Origin of the sequence: Streptomyces collinus (assembly GCF_031348265.1) — a bacterium.
GTDB lineage: Bacteria > Actinomycetota > Actinomycetes > Streptomycetales > Streptomycetaceae > Streptomyces > Streptomyces collinus.
In genome coordinates, this window is the sequence record NZ_CP133771.1 from 6,769,677 (window position 1) to 6,788,378 (window position 18,702).

Genomic DNA, 18,702 nt, shown 5'->3' on the forward strand with positions numbered 1-18,702 from the left:
TCGCGGTCCCGGTTCCGGCCCAGGCCCCAGCTGCGGTCCCGGCCCAGGCCCCAGCCGCGGCCCGGCTTCCGCTCCTCCTCCGGCTCGGCCTCCGGTTCCTCGTCCGGCTCCGCGCCGCGTTCCGTGTCCCCTTCCGGACGGGTGACGACGATCTCGCTCCAGACCTGCTTGCCGCCGCCCACCGGCACCGAACCCCAGGTGGCCGACACGGCCTCGACCAGGAAGAGCCCACGGCCGCCCGTCGACTCCCAGTCCACGACCACCGGCTTGGCCGGCGCCCGGGGCGAGGAGTCGCTCACGGCCACCCGCAGCCGGTCCGCCGCCAGGGTCAGCTCCACCCGGACCGCGCCCTGGGTGTGCACCAGCGCGTTGGTGACCAGCTCCGACACCACCAGCAGGACGGTGTCGGCCTCGGTCGCGATGCCCCACGAACGCAGCGTGCGCGCACTGAACCTGCGGGCGTGCATCACCGCGTCCGGCAGCCGCCACACCACCCAGCCCGCCCGCACGGGACGTACCCGCATCCCGTCGTAGCGCAGCAGCAGTACCGCCACGTCGTCCTCACGGCGTCCGGCCTCGCCGAGCAGCTCGTCCGCCATCCGCCCCGGGTCGGCGGGATCGGCGGCGGCGAGCGCCCGGCGGACGAGCCGCATCCCCTCGTCGACCTGCAGATCGGCCGACTCGACCAGGCCGTCCGTGACCAGCGCGAGCACCGAGCCCGGGGCGAGCGCGAGGGCGGTGAGAGGGAACTCCGCGTCCGCGAGGACGCCCAGCGGGAGCCCGCCCTCGACCGCGATCTCCGCGGTGCCGCCGTCGGGATGCCGCACGAGCGGCGCCAGATGCCCGGCCCGCACGAACAGCGCGTTCCCTTCCTCCATGTCGAGCTCGACATAGCAGCAGGTGGCGAAGAGGTCCGTCTCCATGCCGACGAGCAGCCGGTTGGCGTGCGCGACGACCACGTCCGGCGGATGCCCCTCCACGGCGTAGGCCCGGACCGCCGTACGCATCTGGCCCATGATCGTCGCGGCCCCGGCGCTGTGCCCCTGCACGTCCCCGATGACCAGCGCCACCTTGTTCTCCGACAGTGCGATCACGTCGTACCAGTCGCCGCCCACCTGGAGACCGCGCCGGGCGGGCAGATAGCGGGCCACGGCGGTGCCCCCGGGCAGCTTGGGGAGCCGGCGCGGCAGCAGGCTGCGCTGGAGCATCGTCGCGAGCTCCTGCTCGGCGTCGTAGGCGTGGGCGCGCTTCAGGGCCTGCCCGACCAGGCCCGCGGTGGCGGTCAGCAGGGCCCGCTCCTCGGGGGCGAACTCGTGCGGGGTGTCCCAGCCGACCAGGCAGACCCCGGCCACACCGTTCTTGGCCGGCAGCGGCAGCACCGCGAGCCCGCCGGGGCCGATCCCCGCGAGCCCCGGTTCCAGCGCGGAACCGGCCGGCCACAGGCTCACCCGGCCGTCCCGCAGTGCCGCCTGGAGCGTGGGCAGCGCGGTGACCGGCGCGTCGGGCCACTCCGAGCGCCACTCGCGTCGCCACAGCTCCGGCCAGGCACCGGCACCCGGCGGATCGAGCACGGTGACCGCCAGCCGGTCCTCCAGCAGTTCGGCGAGCGCCACCCGGTCGGCACCCAGCGGCTCGCGGAGCGCGGCGACCACCACACGGCTGACGTCCAGGACGGTCGTGGCGTCGTCGAGCGCGGCCGTCAGCCACTGGATCCGGGCGACGTCGCTGGCGCTGCGGCGCAGCACGGGTGCCGCGCTCACCACGCCCAGCACCCGTTCCGGAGTGCCCTCGGGCCCCTTCAGCACCCGGCAGTTCAGCCGCAGCCAGCACAGCTCACCGGTGGGCCGGCGGATACGGAACTCCAGCTCACGCCGGCCGGGGGTCTGAGCGGACGGCTCGATGACCGACATCAGCGCGGGGACGTCCTCCGGGACGCTGTACGAGAGCAGCGTGTCGGTCTTGCCGTCGAAACCGCCCTCGGGGATGCCGACGAGTTCGAGCAGCGCCGGGTCCGTCTCGACCAGCCCGGTGCCGGGCGACAGGGCGAAGGACCCGACCCCCATGGCACGCAGGGCCGAATCCAGCAGTGGCGAGGGCGCCGACCGGTCCGCCTCGCCCCGCAGCCGCTCGGCGACGGCCTCGGCGTACCGCTCCAGGAACTCCTGCTGCTCGGCCCCGAGCCCCTCCCCGGCCTCGCCCACCACGACCAGGCATCCCAGCCACCCGCCCGCGGCCCCCAGCGGCAGCGCCCCGAGCGGGGCGGAGGCCGCCGCGCCTTCCTCACGCCCGAGCGTCACACTCGCGAGCCAGACGGCCCGCCCCCGCTGATACGCTTCGGCGACGGCGGGGCAACCGCCCCCGGTACCGGCCTCACCCGGAGGTACCGGGGCGGGGGAGCCGTGGGATGCGGCAGGTGATGACGGACCGGGGGAGGCACTCGCCCCCGTGCCCGCGGTACCGGCCGAGACCGCCACCCGCCCCGGCAGCCGGTACCGCTGCTCGGACTCGGCCCCTGCCGACTCCACCAGCCGGAGCTCCGCGCCGTCCTCACTGCGCACGTACACCGCCGCCAGCGCCACGCCGGCGAACGCCAGCAGGCGGGCTCGCGCGGCCGGTTCCGGAGCGGGACGAGGCGGACCGGTGCCCCCGTTCCCCGGTGCCCGAAGACCGGGGACCGCGGCCCGGGCATCGCCGTAATGGGGCATGTCCGCATCCACCTCCCGTCCATGCCGCAGCCACCGGCAGGTGGGAGTCCCCGGAACTCAGGCGACGACGACGCGGGCACGGGACCGGCGGCGCGGGGTCGCGCCTCCCATGGCGGATCCACGCCGCTCATGAGCGGCAGGGCACCCACACAACAGAATCGCACACCTGGATAACCACGACATATGGGGCGACCGGACCGGCTCGGTCGGCACGCCTGGCGGGTTCCGAGCACACGCCCGCAACCCCGAAACGCGGGCTCGCTCAACGTGGGGCGGCCCCGCGCCGAGACCTGGCGAATCGCCACAACGGGCCCGGTCACCGGACTCCCCGGTCACCGGACCCGCCCCGTCCGACCCCTCAGCCCACCCGGCAGGGCAAGCCGCTCGTGGTGTCACCGCCGGGCCCGGAGACGACGTACCCGAATGTCGTGCTCTTGCCCGGGGCCAGGGAGCCGTTCCAGTTGGCGTTGTGGACCATCACCGCCTGGCCGTTGTAGGTCGCGCTGCCGCTCCACAGGCTCTCGACCTTCTGGCCCGCCGGGAGCCTCCAGTCGACCATCCAGCCCAGCATCGGGACCGTGCCGGTGTTGGTGACCGTCACCTCGGACTGGTAGCCGCCGTTCCAGGTGCCCGTGGTCTTGCGGGTGGCCGTGCAGGTGCCGGGCACCGGCTCGGTCGGGTTGCCCGGCTCCTTGATGCCGGTCACCTCGCCGTTGCCGCCGTCGAAGACGACGTCGGAGCAGGAGTAGAAGGTCTCCTGGCTGTCGGAGCGCTGCCAGACCATGTAGATGATGTGCCGGCCCGACTTGTTGTCGGGGAGCTTGCCCTTCCAGGCGTAGTTGGCCTCGACCGTGCCCGGGGAGCCGTTCAGCGGCGGGTGGTCGACCGAGAGGAAGGGCTGGGCCTCCATGTCGTTCCAGGTGAGCGTCTTCGTCGGGTCGAAGCCGTCCTTGGTGATGTAGACGTAGAACCAGCCCGGGTGCGCCGCCCAGGCGTTGTAGGAGAAGTCGACCGTCGCGCCCGAGGTGAGATGGGTGAGCGGCCAGTCCTTGCTGGGCGTGTTGAACCCGGTGAAGTTGGTGTTGCCGCCGCTGCACAGCTCGCCGTCCGGCACGAAGCCCTTGGTGCGGCCGGCGCCGTCCGAGCGCAGCACCGAGAACCAGTTGTAGAACGGCGTGGTGCCGCTGACCTGCTGCGCACCCCGGCACGCGGGGTTCACCGGCTTGATCTCACCGGTGTCGGTCAGCCCGTCCTGCCAGCACAGGAACGTGCGGCTGCCGGGCTTCATGGGTGTGCCGTGGGCCTCCGCCTCGCCCCCGGCCGTCATGACCAGGCCGATGGCCGGGACGGTGACGAGGAGGGAGAGCAGCACGAGGAAGAGGGCTCGGGTCCGGGCGGGGAGTGATAAGCGGGGCATCGTGGATCCTCCCGGCTTGCTTGTCAGGATCATGACAGCACCGTCCGTTCGTGGGGGTACGGACCTGCGGATGTATGTGCGCCGGTGCGCGGGGCGGGAGCCACTCGAGGGCGGGTTCCGGTCCACCGCTATGGGAGCGCTCCCACCCCGCCTGTTGCGGAAGTTAGCGCCCGGCGGCTCAGATGTAAACGGCCCCGCCGAAGCGCCTCGACGCGAGCCCTCATTTCTCTTGGCGGGGAGGCGGCAGCGTCATCACCGAATTCAAGGACCGGAGACCGGTGGTCAGGATGCGGCTCTGCCTCATATGGGACGTCGACCACTCCGCATGCCTTCACTGGATCGAGGCGCCGGAGCGGGCCGGAGCAGGCCGGAGCGAGCCGGAGCAAGCCGGAGTGACGAGGCGTCAGCCGCCTTGTCCGGCCCACGAGGCTGCCGTACAAAGGAAGTTGACTCTCCTTTCCCTTTGCGGTTGGCTGCGGAATCGACCATCAAGATCCGGGGGGATCCTTTGAACCGCACCATCCGTGCAGCCGTCTGCTCCGTCGCAGTCACCGGTCTCGCGTTCGGCCTCAGCTCCTGCTCTGAGGCGGTCGACCAGGTCGACAAGGCCGTGGACGAGACCTACGAGGTCACCTACGAGGTCACGGGGAAGAACATCGACTCGATCGAATTCCACGGCGGCGGTGGCAAGGCCATGGAGCCGAAGATCGAGTCGGTGTCGAAGCCCGAGCTGCCGTGGAAGAAGACGGTCACGCTGCGCGGCATCATGCCCGCGGCGGTCATGCCGGTGGCCGCGGACCCCGAGGGTTCCCAGATCACCTGCAAGATCATCCACAAGGGCAAGGTGCTGGAGGAGCAGAGCGCCGACGGCCTGGTGACCGCCGGCGGCTGCACCGCGGAGTCCCCGATCACGGGCTGAGCCGGGGCAGGACCGACGGAAAGGCGCAGCCCGCGGGCTGCGCCTTCCTTGTGCGCCGGCTGAACCGGCGCGGTCGGTGGCGTAGGTGGCGTCCGGGTGGTCTGCCGGCCGCTTGCGACGGTCACTCGTGCCGGCCGCCCAACACCGTCTCCAGCCAGCCCAGTTGACGCCGCACCTGTACCGCGTCACCCCCCTCGTGCCCGTTGAACGGATACGCGTGGATCTCCTTGCGCGGGTCCGTCCCCGTCAGGTCGGCGTACCGGTTGAAGGCCGCGTACGTCCCGCTCGGCGGGCACACCGTGTCCCGCAGTCCCACCCCGAAATGAGCCGGAGCCTGCGCGCGGCGGGCGAAGGAGACGCCCTCGACGTAGGACAGGGTGCGATGGGCGGCGTGCTCGGCGCCCCGGTGGACGGACAGGTACGCGGCGATCTCGCCGTACGGGCCCGCGTCGGTGAGGTCGAGCGCGCGGCGGTTGCCGCACAGGAGGGGGGCGGTGACCAGCACGGCCGCCAGGTCCGGGACGAGCCCCGCCACCGCCAGGGCCAGCCCCCCGCCCTGGCTGTTGCCGACGGCCACGGTCCGCGCCGGATCGACGCCGGGCAGCCCCCGCACGGCCGCGACCGCCCGCACCGCGTCCGTGATCAGGCGCCGGTAGTGGTAGTCCGCGGCGGAGAGCAGCCCGCGCACCGCCGGCCCGGGCCCGCCCGGCGCGACGGCGTGGGGATCGGGCGTGTCACCGCCGCACCCGTACTGGTCGCCCTGGCCGCGGTTGTCCATGAGCAGATGCGCGTACCCGGCGTTGACCCATGTCAGGCGTTCGTGGGGGAGCCCCCGGCCGCGCCCGTACCCGGCGAACTCGACGACGGCAGGCAGCAGTTCGCCGGCCCCGGCAGGCCGGCTGAACCACGCCCGCACCGGGTCGCCCGCGAACCCCCGAAACGTCACGTCCCAGGTCCGCGTCAGCCGCAGGCCCGTCTCCACCGGCCGCACCGACACCAGAGCGTCCGTCTGCCCGGCCTCCTTCAGCGTGCTCGTCCAGAACGCGTCGAAGTCGGCGGGCTCCTCGATGTCCGGGCGGTGGCGCTCCAGTTCGGTCAGGGGCAGGTCGAACGCTGGCACGGCGGCACCTCGCAGGAGTCGGTCGTCATCCAGAAACTTGCGACGAGGAACGGGCGGTCGGCCCCAGGGGTCTACCCAGCTTCGACGGTGTTCCAACGCGCCTCAGGCGTCCCGTCCGAGTCCGGCAGCACCCATTGACAGCGCTTTCTGGTGCCCATAAGTTGCCGCGAAGTTACCGGTAGAAGCTCGAAAGTTTCGGTTCCGCGTCCCATGCCCACGGGAGGCCCGAGCAATGAGCACGTCCACCACACCGGCCCCGCCGGGCACCCAGGACCAGCCTCCGGCCCGGGCCGCACCCCGCCGCGGCCGACGGACACCCGCCCGGACCGGCTGGCGCCGGGCGCTGCGCCGCGACTGGCAGTTGTACTCGCTGGCGATCCTGCCGCTGCTGTTCTTCCTGGTCTTCCGCTACTTGCCGATGATCGGCAACGTGATCGCCTTCCGGCGCTTCGAACCCGGAGGGTCGATCTTCGGCGAGGAGTGGGTGGGGCTGCGCTATGTGCAGATGTTCCTCAACGACCCCACCTTCTGGCAGGTGTTCCGCAACACCCTGTGGATCGGCGGGCTCACACTGCTGTTCTGCTTCCCGGTCCCGATCGTGCTGGCCCTGCTGCTGAACGAGGTGCGCCGGCGCTCCCTGAAGCGGTTCGTACAGTCGGTGTCGTACCTGCCGCACTTCCTGTCGATCGTGATCGTCGCGGGCATCACCATGCAGATGCTGGCCAGTGACGGCCCCGTCAACCATCTCCTCGGATGGTTCGGCCACGAGCCGGTCCGCTTCATCCAGGAACCCGAGTGGTTCCGCACGATCTACGTGGGCTCGGAGATCTGGCAGACGGCCGGCTGGGGCACGATCCTCTACCTCGCCGCGCTCACCACGATCGACGAGGACCTGTACGAGGCGGCACGGATCGACGGCGCCAACCGATGGCAGCAGATCTGGCACGTCACCCTGCCCGGCATCCGGCCCACCATGGTCACGCTGCTGATCCTCAACATCGGCACGTTCATGGCGGTCGGGTTCGAGAAGGTCCTGCTGCTGTACAACCCGCTGACGTACCCGACCGCCGACGTGATCTCGACGTACGTCTACCGGGCCGGTGTGGAGTCCAACAGCTTCAGCTACGCCGCCGCCATCGGACTGTTCGAGGCGGTCATCGGCCTGGTCCTCATCACGTCCGCCAACCAGCTCTCGCGTCGCACAGTGGGGACGAGCCTGTGGTGAAGCCGAGTCGTTCCTACCGGGTCTTCCAGGGCGTCAACGGGGTGGTCCTCACGCTCGTCGTGCTGGTGACCCTGTACCCCTTCGCCACCATCCTCGCGCGGTCCTTCAGCGGGGAGCGGCAGATCCGGGCCGGTGAGGTGGCCCTGCTGCCCAAGGGGTTCAACCTCACCACGTACAAGATCGTGTTCCAGGACGCGATGTTCTGGCGGAACTACGGCAACACCGTGCTCTACACGGTCGTGGCGACGGCCGTGGCCATGGTCCTGACGACGTGCTACGCCTACGTGCTGTCGAAGAAGCAGCTCAAGGGCCGTGGCGTGCTGGTCGGCATCGCCGTGTTCACGATGTTCTTCACCGGCGGCCTCATCCCGAACTACATCCTGGTCACCAGCCTCGGCCTGAAGAACAGCGTCTGGGCGATCGCCCTGCCGAACGCGATCAGCGTCTTCAACCTGCTGGTGATGAAGGCCTTCTTCGAGAACCTGCCGACCGAACTGGAGGAGGCCGCGCAGATCGACGGCCTGAGCACGTACGGCGTCCTGCTCAGGATCGTCCTGCCGCTGTCCAAGGCGGTCGTGGCGACGATGGTGCTCTTCTACTCGGTGTCCTTCTGGAACAGCTGGTTCAGCGCGTTCCTCTACATGGACCGGACCGATCTGATGCCGGTCACCGTCTACCTCCGCAACCTCATCCAGGGCGCCACGGGCGGCGGCAACGCGGGCGCGGGCACCGAGCAGCTCAGCCAGGTCGGCGCGAACATCCAGTCCGTGACCATCGTGCTCACCGCCCTGCCGATCCTCTGCGTGTACCCGTTCGTCCAGCGCTACTTCGTCTCGGGCGTGATGCTCGGCGCGGTCAAGGGCTGACGCCGCCTCATCGACTCGCCTACGGAACAAAGGAGTCTCCGTGCAGAACGCAGGACAGCTCTCGCGGCGCCAGATCCTCGCCGCCGCCGGTTTCATCGGCCTCGCCACGGTCACCGGCTGTGGCAGCGGGGACGACGGCGGGGACGGCAAGGACCTGTCGAAGAAGCGAGACGGCGCCATGAAGGACTACCGGGCGGGACAGCAGTTCAAGGCCGCCGAGCCGCTGTCCTTCTCGGTGCTGCACAACAACAATCCGGTCTACCCCATGAAGGACGGCTGGCTGTTCTGGAAGGAGCTCACCGAGCGCACCGGCGTGACCCTCAAGCCGGTCGACGTCCCGCTCGCCGACTACGAGAAGAAGCGCAGCGTCCTCATCGGGGCCGGCGACGCCCCGTTCCTCATCCCGAAGACGTACCACCCCTCCGAGGTCGCCTTCGTCTCCTCGGGCGCCGTCCTGCCGGTCAGCGACTACGTCAAGCTGATGCCCAACTTCCGGGACAAGGTACGCAAGTGGCGGCTGGAGCCCGAGCTCGACTCCATCCGCCAGTCCGACGGCAAGTACTACCTGCTGCCCGGCCTGCACGAGAAGGTCAAGTCCGGCTACTCGCTGTCCTTCCGCACGGACGTCCTCGACCGGCACGGCCTCACCCTGCCCACCACGTGGGACGAGGTGTACGACGTCCTCAAGGCACTCAAGGACGAGTACCCCGGCAAGTACCCCTTCTCCGACCGCTGGAGCACCAACACCCCCTTCCCCTGCGGTGCCCTGTTCAGCTACCTCGGCCAGGCCTTCGGTGTCAGGGCCGGCTGGACTTACGACAACATCAGCTTCGACCACAAGGCCCAGAAGTACGTCTTCACCGGCGCGCAGGACGCCTACCGCGAGATGGTCGAGTACCTGCGCAAGCTCGTCGCCGAGAAGCTCATGGACCCCGAGAGCTTCAGCCAGACCGACGACCAGGCCGTGCAGAAGCTCCTGGCCGAGAAGTCGTACGCGATGAGCGCCAACCCTCAGGTGCTGGTGCAGGAGTACCGGTACAACCTGGGCAAGCAGGTCAAGGGCGCGAAGATCGAGATGGTTCCGGTGCCGCTCGGACCGGCCGGGCCCGTGGTGCTGGGAGGCAGTCGCCTGGAGAACGGTGTGATGATCTCCAGCAAGGCGCTGAAGAGTGACAGCTTCGTCGCCATGATGCAGTTCGTGGACTGGCTCTGGTATTCGGACGAGGGCCAGCGACTGGCCCGCTGGGGCGTCGAGGGCGTCACCTACACCCGCTCCGGAAGCCGCTACAGGCTGAAGCCCGGCATCAGCCTCATGGGCTCCGACCCGGACGCCCCGAAGGACATGCAGAAGGACTACGGCTTCTACAACGGCGTCTTCGCCTACGGCGGCAGCTGGGAACTCGTCTCCTCCATGTTCAGCCCGGACGAGCAGAAGTTCCAGGCCGCCATGGCCCGGCGCGAGCAACTGCCCGTCGACCCCGCCCACCCGCTCCAGTCGTTCGAGCAGGAACAGGCGACCCTCTGGGACACGCCGCTGAAGGACACCGTCATCCAGAACACCCTCCGGTTCGTCCTCGGCAAGCGCCCGCTGTCCCAGTGGGACGCCTACCTCGGCGAGCTGAAGGCGAAGAACATGCAGCAGCTCGTCGACCTGCACAACAAGGCGTACGAGCGCTTCCGGAAGGAGAACGGGTGATCCGCGTCCCCGACTCGCCCCGGCGGGACGAGCGGCTCCGGCCCGGCCGGAGGGCCGCGGCATGAGCACCGTACGCGCCCACGACTTCGGCACCGGGACCCTCTCGCGCGCCTCCGCCCTCGTCCACACCCTGCTGACCGTCGAGGCGCTGCTCCTCCTCACCGCCTCCCCGGGCCTGGCCGCACTGCTGCTGTTCGACCCCGACCCCGCCAACCTCCCCCTCGCGGCCCTGTGCCTGCTGCCCCTCGGGCCCGCCCTGTCCGCCGCGCTCCACGCCCTCCACCACCGCGGCCGCGACCTCACCGAACTGCACCCGGCCCGCGCCTATCTGCGCGGCCTGCGGATCAACGCCGTACCGGCACTGAAGCTCTGGACCCCGCTGCTGGTCTGGCTGACGGTCATCGCCTTCACCCTCACGCACTTCTCGGCCACCGGCCTGCCCGGCTGGTGGGCGCTGCTGCTCACGGCGATCGGCGCCGGCTGCCTCCTGTGGGGCGCGCACGCCCTCGTCCTCACCTCGCTCTTCGCCTTCCGCGCCCGGGACACCGCCCGCCTCGCCGCGTACTTCCTGTTCCGGCAGGGCCGCGCCACCCTCGCGGCCGCCTCGCTGCTGGTTCTGACGGCCGCGTCGGCGGGCCTGCTGACCGAGGCCGTGCCCGCCCTGCTGGCCGCCCCGCTGCTGCTGTCCCTGCTGCACGGCAGCGGCCCGGTGATCGCCGAGACGCGGAAGGACTTCACCGCATGACGCGCAAGATCCGCTACGGCGGCGACTACAACCCCGAGCAGTGGCCCCAGGAGGTCTGGGACGAGGACCACCGCCTGTTCACCCGGGCCGGCATCGACACCCTCACCGTCGGTGTCTTCACCTGGTCCCTCACCCAGCCCGCCCCGGACACCTACGACTTCACCGTCCTGGACCGCATCCTCGACCGCGCGGCGACAGAGGGCCGCCGGGTATGCCTGGCCACCGGCACCGCCGCCCTCCCGCCCTGGCTCGCCAAGCGGCACCCCGAGGTCAACCGCACCGACTTCGAGGGCCGCCGCCACCGCTACGGCCAGCGCCATGACTTCTGCCCCAGTTCACCGGCGTACCGCGAACACGCCATCGCCCTGGCCTCCCGCCTCGCCGAACGCTACGCGCACCACCCGGCCCTGCTCGCCTGGCACATCAACAACGAGTACGGCGGCGCCTGTTACTGCGAGCGGTGCGCCGAGGCGTTCCGGCAGTGGCTCCGGGACCGGCACGGCACCCTCGACGCCCTCAACGACGCCTGGTGCACCACCTTCTGGTCCCACCGCTACACCGACTGGGACCAGATCGAGCCGCCGAACGCCCTCACCGAGCACTGGCGCGGCCCCGACCACACCGCCTTCCAGGGCACCACGCTCGACTACTTCCGCTTCACCACCGACGCCCTCCTCGGCTGCTTCCTGGCCGAGAAGGAGGCGATTCGCGCCCACGACCCGGACACGCCCGTCACCACCAACTTCATGGGCCTCTTCCGCCCCCTCGACTACCACCGCTGGGCGCCCCACCTGGACTTCGCCTCCTGGGACAACTACCCGCCCCTCGACGCGCCGCCGACCCGGCCCGCCCTCGCCCACGACCTGATGCGCGGCCTGAAGGACGGCGCCCCCTTCTGGCTGATGGAGCAGACCCCGTCCACGACGGCCTGCCGCGACGTCAACCCGCTGCGGCGGCCCGGTGAACTCCGCCTCGCCACCTTCCAGGCCATCGCCCACGGCGCCGACGCCGCCCTCTACTTCCAGATGCGGGCCTCCCGGGGCGCCTGCGAGAAGTACCACGGGGCCGTCATCGGCCACGCGGGCCGCGACGACACCCGCGTCTTCCGCGAAGTCGCCGCCCTCGGACGGGAACTGGAGGCCTTGGGCGACCGGACACTCGGCGCCCGCACCCCCGCCCGCACCGCGCTCCTCTTCGACTGGGACAGCTGGTGGGCCCTGGAGATCTCCGACGGCCCGTCCCGGCTGGTGAAGTACCCGGACGTGGTCCACGCCTACTACCGGGCCGCCCGGGAGGCGGGCGCCGACGTGGACGTGATCCCGCAGAGCGCCGACCTCACGCCCTACGACGTGGTCCTCGCCCCCGCCCTCCACATGGTCAAGGGCGATCTCGCCGCCCGCCTCGAAGCCGTCGCCGCCCGCGGCGGCACGGTCCTGGCCACCTTCCTCTCCGGCCGCGTCGACGAGCACGACCGCGCGTTCCTCACCGACGTCCCCGGGCCGCTCGCACCCCTCATGGGCATCCGCGTGGACGAATGGGACGCCCGGCCGCCGGAGTTCACCCAGACCGTCCCCGAGCTGGGCACGGAGGCCCGGCTCGTCTTCGAGATCGTGCGACCGCGCGGCGCCGGGCCTGTCGCCACGTACGGCACCGACTTCTACGCGGGCACCCCGGCCGTGACCCGCAACCCCGTCGGCGACCACGACGGCGAGGCCTGGTACGTCGCCACCGCCCTCGACCGGCCGGGCGTCGACGAGATCGTCCGCCGGATCCTGGCCCGCCACGACCTGCTCGGCCCCTACGCCGGCCACCCCGCGGTGGAGACCGCCACCCGGGTCGCCCCCGACGGCACCCGCCTGCTCTTCCTCCTCAACCACGCCCCCGAACCGGCCCGCCTCACCGCCCACGCCACCGCGACCGACCTGCTCACCGGCAAGCGGCTGGACCAGGGCGAACCCCTGGTCCTCGACCCCTGGGGCGTGGCGATCCTTCAGCAGATCCGCCGCCCCCGCCCGTCCGGCACCCCGGACTTGCGGAAGAAGTAGCTGTTGACCTGGTCGCGCCACTCGCGGGCGCCGCGGAGCTGCTCCTCGTAGCGCTCCGCCACCCGTGCGTGGCGCGCCGGGTCCACCAGCCCGGCCAGGGATGCCCACACCGACCGGGCCTCCTCGACCTCCTCGACACCCTCGAAGTGCGTGTCGTAGATGTGCTGGATCACGGTCTTCCCGCTCTTCAGCACATGCCCGTACGGCACGTGGTGGAAGAACAGCAGCAGTTCGTCCGGGCAGGTGTCCGGAGACTCGTACAGCTCGGCCCACGGCTTGGGGTACTGCCCTGCGTAGCCCGTGCCGGTCGCCACACTGCGGTCGACGCCGATGCCGTCCCGGTCGGCGAAGTGGTAGGTCCCCCAAGGGCTGTACTCGTATCCGTCCACGCTCGGCCCGTAGTGGTGCCCCGGCTGCACCATGAAGCCCACGCCCAGGGGAGCGGTGTACTTCTCGTACGTCCGCCAGGAGCCGTCGAGCACGGCGTGCAGCCCGTCGGCCAACTGCGGGGGCGCGGCCGGGAAGCTGAGTTTGATCCACTCGTCGAGCACCGCGCGCGGCTCGGCATCCGGCTGCCAGGCCAGCCGCCCGAAGGTGTACAGGTTGGCCTGCGCCAGCGGATGCCCCGTCCAGAACGGGTCGCCGCCGGCGTTCGACACGGCGACGAGCCCGCCCCGCGCCAATTCGCCCACCGACTGGTCGTGTTCGTGCCGGAACCGCAGCACCCCACTCCACATCGGCCCCAGCCAGCACACATGCCGCTGCTGCCCGGTGTACTCCTGGGTGGCCTGCAGCTCCACCGCCAGCCGAGTCCGCGGCATCGCGCCGATCAGCGGCGAGACCGGCTCCCGCACCTGGAAGTCCATCGGCCCGTGCTTCACCTGGAGCACGGCCTGCTCGGCGAACTCCCCGTCCAGCGGCACGAAATGGTCGTACGCGGCGCGGGCCCGGTCGGTCGTGCGGTCCCGCCAGTCCTGGCGGTGGTCGTAGACGAACGCCCGCCAGTGCACCGTGCCGCCGAACGGCTCCAGCGCCGCCGCCAGCAGGTTCGCGCCCTCGGCGTGACTGCGGCCGTACGCGAACGGTCCCGGCTGCCCCTCCGAGTCGGCCTTCACCACATACCCGCCGAAGTCGGGTATCGCCTCGTACACCCGCCGCGTCGCCCCGGCCCACCAGTCGCGCACCGCCCCGTCCAGCGGATCGGCGGTGGGCAGCCCGCCGAGCGTGACCGGCGCGGCGAAGGAGACCGACAGGTGGGTGCGGATGCCGTAGGGCCGCAACGCCGCGGCGATGTCGGCCACTTCACCGATGCGGTCGGTCAGCAGGCGCGCCTCGGCCGCGTGCACGTTGACGTTGTTCACGGAGACCGCGTTGATCCCGCACGCCGCCAGCAGCCTGCCGTACGCCCGCACCCGGTCGAGTTCGCCCCGCGCGCTGCCGTCCCGCCAGAACAGCGAGCCGCCCGCGTACCCGCGTTCCACCTGGCCCATGACCGGGTGCACGGCCACGTTGTCCCAGTGGTCGAGCATGCGCAGGGCGAGCGCCGGCCGGTGGACCTCCCGGGCCCGCTCCCCGCGGAAGGCGTCGTCGCCGAGCCGTACGACGTGGAACAGCCCGTACAGCAGGCCACGCCCGCCGGAGGCGGTGACGGTCGTCGTGCCGCCCTCCCGCGCGCAGGTGAAACCCTCCTCGCCGAGGGGCTCCGGGCCCTCGGCGCCGAGGGCGAGAGCCAGGTCGTACGCGCCGCCGTCCGGCGCGCCGCGCACGACCCGGCCCCCGAACCGCCGGCAGGCCTGAACCACCTCCCCGTGCACCGTCTCCACCAGGGGAGCCGACCCCCGGATCAGCGTCCGGCGGCCACCGATCGCCCGGAAGGCGGCGGGCGGCAGCCAGGCCGGGTCGACGCCCTCGGGCAGGACGGGCACGGGAAGCGGCACGAGACCCCCAACTCGGTTCTTCAGCCCAGCAGTTCGACCTCCGCCAGGGTCGCCTCGCCGTCGAGGACCAGGCGGTACTTCTCGTACGTACCCGGTGACTTCACCGAGAACGCACGGGTCTGCCGGTCCCAGGCGAAGGACTCCCCGGAGCGCCGGTCCAGCGTCCGCCAGGTGGTGCCGTCGGAGGAGCCCTGGAGCGTCCAGCCGTCCGGTGCCTCCGCCCGGTCCGCCGACGAGGTCAGCGTGTACTGGACCGCCTGGGCGCCCTCGCGGACCGGCAGGTCCACGGACGTCACCGCCGCATCCGTCGCCGACGTGTCGTCGAACAGGGCACCGTCCCCCTTCAGCACGTCCGCACGGGGCGTCGGCACCTCGTCGTCCCGGGTGATCGACACGGGCGCGGCATGCCTGCCCGTGCCCCAGGACGACGGCCGCGGGCCCATGCCGAACTCCAGGACACCGCCCTCGGCGACCAGCGCGTGCGGCAGGGAGGTCTTCGTCCAGGTCCGGCCGTTGACCTTCAGCCCCTGCACATAGACGTTCTTCGCGCTGTTGCGGGGCGCCTTCACCACCAGTTCGCGCCCGTTCTCCAGATGCACGGTCGCCTTCGTGAACAGGGGCGAGCCGATGGCGTACTCGCCGCTGCCCATCACCAGCGGGTAGAAGCCGAGCGCGGAGAACAGGAACCAGGCCGACTGCTCGCCGTTGTCCTCGTCGCCGTGGTAGCCCTGCCCGATCCCGCTGCCGGTGTACAGCCGGGACAGCACCTCGCGGACGTTCTTCTGCGTCTTCCAGGGCTGCCCGGCCGCGTCGTACATGTACAGGGCGTGGTGGGCGACCTGGTTGGAGTGCCCGTACATGCCCATCCGCACGTCCCGCGCCTCGGTCATCTCGTGGATGACACCACCGTAGGAGCCGACGAACTCGGGGGAGGCCGTCTCCGGGGTGGAGAGGTACTCGTCCAGCTTGTCGGCGAGGCCCTTGCGGCCGCCGTACAGGTTGGCCAGGCCCCGGCTGTCCTGCGGGGCGGTGAAGGCGTACCCCCACCCGTTGGTCTCGGTGTAGTCGTGGCCCCACACCCGGGGGTCGTACTTCGCGGACTCCACCCGCCAGTCGCCCTTGGCGTTCCGGCCCTGGAAGAACCCGGCCTTCGCGTCGAAGAGGTTCACGTAGTCCTGGGCGCGGTCCAGGAAGTACTCCGACTCCTCCTTGTAGCGCCGCTCGCCGGTCTCCTCGTACAGCTTCCGTCCCATGCGGGAGATGCCGTAGTCGTTGAGGTAGCCCTCCAGTGCCCAGGACAGGCCCTCGTGCGTCTCGGTGCTCGTGTAGCCGAGGAAGGGGGAGGTGCCCATGCCCTTGCGGCCGACGCCCGGGTTCGGCGGTACGACCGTCGCGTTCTTCACCGCCGCCTCGTAGGCCGCCTTCGCGTCGAAGTCGACGCCCTTGACGTAGGCGTCCGCGAACGCCACGTCCGACGACGTTCCCGTCATGAGGTCCGCGTAGCCGGGGGAGGACCAGCGAGAGGTCCAGCCGCCGTCCTTGTACTGCTGCACGAACCCGTCGGCCAGCTCACCCGCCCGGGAGGGGGTCAGGAACGAGTACGCGGGCCAGGTCGTCCGGTACGTGTCCCAGAAACCGTTGTTGACGTACACCTTGCCCTCGACGATCTTCGCGCCGGTGTGCGTCGGGGTGTCCGGGTTCGGCATGGGGGAGAAGGGCGAGGCGTACTTGTGCTTCCCGCCGACCTTCTCGAACCCGGAGTTCGGGTACAGGTACAGCCGGTACAGGCTGGAGTACAGCGTCGTCAGCTGGTCGGGCGTCGCGCCCTCGACCTCGACCTTGCCGAGCAGCCGGTCCCACTGCCGCTGGGCGCTCTTCTTCACCGCCTCGAAGGACCTGCCCTCCGGGATCTCCTGGCGGAGGTTGTCCTTCGCCTGGTCGAGGCTGATCAGTGAGGTGGCCAGGCGCAGGGTGACGGTCCGGTCGTCGGCCTTGAAGCGCAGATGGCCCTTGACGCCGCTGGAGTCACCCCCGGTCACCGGCTTGTCGAACTCGCCGTGGACGAACAGCCGGGTCGCCCCCGTCGACAGCCCGGACTTCACGTCCGAGTAGCCGGTGACGACCCCGTTCTCCTTGTCGAGGGTGAGCCCCGCCTGGTCCGTCACGTTGTCGAAGAGGACGCTCGCGTCGTCGCCGGGGTAGGTGAAGCGCAGCGCCGCCGCGTGGTCGGTCGGCGCCATCTCGGCCTTCAGCCCGTTCTCGAACCGCACCCCGTAGTAGTACGGCCGTGCCGTCTCGTTCTCGTGCTTGAAGGCCAGCTCCCGAGCCTCCCGGCCGAGGTCCGGAGTACCGGAGGCGAGGGACGGCATCACCTGGAAGGTCTGCCGGTCGCCCATCCAGGGACTGGGCTCATGACTCGCGCTGAACGCCTGGATCGTCGGCAGGTTGTCGGAATTGTTGGCTCGCGCGTAGTCGTACAGCCAGCTCAGCGATCCCGCGTTGGTCACCGGCGTCCAGAAGTTGAAGCCGTGCGGCACCGCCGTCGCCGGGAAGTTGTTGCCGCGTGAGAAGCCGCCGCTGGAGTTGGTGCCCCGGGTCGTCACCGCGTAGTCCGACAGATGGGCCTTCGGCCGCTCGGGGGCGGCGGACTCGATGGTCACGTCGTCCAGCCAGCCCCGGAACTTCGCCGGGCCCTCGGGGGAGTCGTACGCCACCAGGATCCGGTCCACGGTCTTCCCGGCCGCGACCGACCCGATCCGCGAGGCCACGTCGTTCCACTGGTTGACGTAGAGGATCTTCGCCGCGCCCTGCCCCTGCGGGGTCAGCGGGAAGCCGTGCTGGTCGGTGGCGCGCAGCTCGCTCAGGTGGGTGCCGTCCGTGAAGGCGAGGTCGACGGAGACGTTCGTGGCGTCGTAGTCGAGGTCGCCGTCCGCCATCGACGGGAAGATCCGGTAGGCCAGCCGCGTGTTCCGGCCGACGGCCACGTTCACGTCGAAGACCTTGTTGTACGAGTACGCCCGCCCGTCGGCGGTGTGCCGGCCGGCGTAACGCAGGGCCCGCTTCCCGGTGAACCCGGCGCCCGCCTTGGCGGTGGGGGAGCCGCTCGGCCCGCGGTCGACCAGGGAGAGCATGTCCTGCGGGACCGGCCCTTCGCCGCCGCCCGTGGACAGCTGGAGGTCGGCGAGCTGGAGGATGCCTCCGCCGTTGTTCGCGGTGACGTCCAGCCGGAAGTGCCGGTACTCGCCGGGTGCGGCGAGGTCGTACGTCTTGGTCTGGAACCGCTCGGAGAAGGATTCGCCGGAGCGGGAGTCCAGGGTCTTCCAGTCCTTGCCGTCGGCCGAACCCTTCAGGGCCCAGTCCTTCGGGTCGCGCTCATCGTGGTCGTTGGCCGACGTCAGCGCGTAACGCACCAGTTTGACTGGTTTGTCCAGGTCGAACTCGGCCCAGCCGGTGGGCTCGAAGGTGAGCCACTTGGTGCTCGGTTCACCGTCGACGAGGTTCTCCTTCACCTCGCCGCCGCCCGTGTTCTCGGCACTGGCCCGGACATCGGTGACCCGGTCGGTCACATTGCCCGGTATGCCGCTGCTGTAGCCGCCGTCCACGCCGGAGGCGCGCTTGCCCCCGTCGGGGCCGGTGTCGACGGTGTTGGACCAGTCCGGAACAGGGTCGTCCGCCTCGAACGAGGACGTGAACCCCCGATCGGGTTTCCCGGGGGCCTGCGGCAGTGCGACCGCAACGCCCTGCGAACCCAGGGCCAAAGCGAAGGCGGTCGCCGACACGACCGCCGAACCCCATCTGTGCCGAGCTTTCCGCTGCATCAACGGGTACCCTCCCTGCGCAGTGGACAACGTTGTCACTATCGATGCGCAAGGACCAGTAGTTGCCCAAGTGGCGGGGAGTGTCAAGGGTGTTGCCTGTGGCATTCGGGCGCGGTGACCGGGATATTTCCGGCGGAGCACCAACAGGTCACTCATACTTCCGCGAGGTCTCAACTCGGATAAGACCCACGGCCAACCTTGCGTTCGAT

At 70.8% G+C, this 18,702-nt stretch carries 10 protein-coding genes and 1 pseudogene; 6 read left to right on the top strand and 5 right to left on the bottom strand.

Annotation, left to right across the window (positions count from 1 at the left end):
* Positions 1-143: 143 nt before the first annotated feature.
* Positions 144-2,705 (bottom strand): annotated as a pseudogene (locus RFN52_RS30775) (SpoIIE family protein phosphatase); the annotation flags it as partial.
* Between the two features lie 358 nt (positions 2,706-3,063).
* Positions 3,064-4,122 (bottom strand): lytic polysaccharide monooxygenase auxiliary activity family 9 protein, encoded by a 1,059-nt coding sequence (locus RFN52_RS30780; RefSeq protein WP_184851028.1) that lies wholly within the window; start codon positions 4,120-4,122, stop codon positions 3,064-3,066.
* Between the two features lie 508 nt (positions 4,123-4,630).
* On the opposite strand from RFN52_RS30780, the gene RFN52_RS30785 reads away from it, so the two are divergent.
* Positions 4,631-5,041 (top strand): MmpS family transport accessory protein, encoded by a 411-nt coding sequence (locus RFN52_RS30785; RefSeq protein WP_184851030.1) that lies wholly within the window; start codon positions 4,631-4,633, stop codon positions 5,039-5,041.
* Positions 5,042-5,162: 121 nt separating this feature from the next.
* Here the strand turns inward: RFN52_RS30785 and RFN52_RS30790 are convergent, their stop codons facing one another.
* Entirely contained in the window at positions 5,163-6,161 is a 999-nt protein-coding gene (locus tag RFN52_RS30790; RefSeq protein WP_184851032.1) for an acetylxylan esterase, read from the bottom strand.
* Positions 6,162-6,393: 232 nt separating this feature from the next.
* On the opposite strand from RFN52_RS30790, the gene RFN52_RS30795 reads away from it, so the two are divergent.
* The 5 genes from RFN52_RS30795 to RFN52_RS30815 all read left to right on the top strand — a co-directional run bounded on the left by RFN52_RS30795 (position 6,394) and on the right by RFN52_RS30815 (position 12,738).
* Positions 6,394-7,386: an ABC transporter permease gene (locus RFN52_RS30795; RefSeq protein ID WP_184851034.1), complete on the top strand. Its 993-nt coding sequence runs from the start codon at positions 6,394-6,396 to the stop codon at positions 7,384-7,386.
* Entirely contained in the window at positions 7,380-8,252 is an 873-nt protein-coding gene (locus RFN52_RS30800; protein ID WP_184851036.1) for a carbohydrate ABC transporter permease, read from the top strand. The genes RFN52_RS30795 and RFN52_RS30800 overlap by 7 nt, the downstream gene beginning before the upstream one ends.
* A 40-nt stretch (positions 8,253-8,292) precedes the next feature.
* The gene (locus RFN52_RS30805) at positions 8,293-9,948 is read left to right on the top strand and encodes an ABC transporter substrate-binding protein (protein WP_184851038.1); all 1,656 of its coding nucleotides are present in this window, start codon (positions 8,293-8,295) and stop codon (positions 9,946-9,948) included.
* Positions 9,949-10,009: 61 nt separating this feature from the next.
* Positions 10,010-10,693 (top strand): hypothetical protein, encoded by a 684-nt coding sequence (locus RFN52_RS30810; protein ID WP_184851040.1) that lies wholly within the window; start codon positions 10,010-10,012, stop codon positions 10,691-10,693.
* Positions 10,690-12,738, top strand: coding sequence for a beta-galactosidase (locus RFN52_RS30815; RefSeq protein WP_184851042.1), 2,049 nt, complete (start codon positions 10,690-10,692; stop codon positions 12,736-12,738). Before RFN52_RS30810 ends, RFN52_RS30815 begins: the two co-directional genes overlap by 4 nt.
* Here the strand turns inward: RFN52_RS30815 and RFN52_RS30820 are convergent.
* The gene (locus RFN52_RS30820; RefSeq protein WP_184851044.1) at positions 12,684-14,675 is read right to left on the bottom strand and encodes an alpha-glucuronidase; all 1,992 of its coding nucleotides are present in this window, start codon (positions 14,673-14,675) and stop codon (positions 12,684-12,686) included. The genes RFN52_RS30815 and RFN52_RS30820 overlap by 55 nt on opposite strands.
* A 20-nt stretch (positions 14,676-14,695) precedes the next feature.
* Positions 14,696-18,493 carry a GH92 family glycosyl hydrolase gene (locus RFN52_RS30825; protein ID WP_184851046.1) on the bottom strand — a complete coding sequence of 1,266 codons (3,798 nt, stop codon included), beginning with the start codon at positions 18,491-18,493 and terminating at the stop codon, positions 14,696-14,698.
* Between the last annotated feature and the right edge of the window lie 209 nt (positions 18,494-18,702).

Coding starts and splice junctions, on each gene's coding strand:
- RFN52_RS30795 (WP_184851034.1), top strand. CDS start 6,394: ATGAGCACGTCCACCACACCGGCCCCGCCGGGCACCCAGGACCAGCCT.
- RFN52_RS30810 (WP_184851040.1), top strand. CDS start 10,010: ATGAGCACCGTACGCGCCCACGACTTCGGCACCGGGACCCTCTCGCGC.
- RFN52_RS30780 (WP_184851028.1), bottom strand. CDS start 4,122: ATGCCCCGCTTATCACTCCCCGCCCGGACCCGAGCCCTCTTCCTCGTG.
- RFN52_RS30815 (WP_184851042.1), top strand. CDS start 10,690: ATGACGCGCAAGATCCGCTACGGCGGCGACTACAACCCCGAGCAGTGG.
- RFN52_RS30825 (WP_184851046.1), bottom strand. CDS start 18,493: ATGCAGCGGAAAGCTCGGCACAGATGGGGTTCGGCGGTCGTGTCGGCG.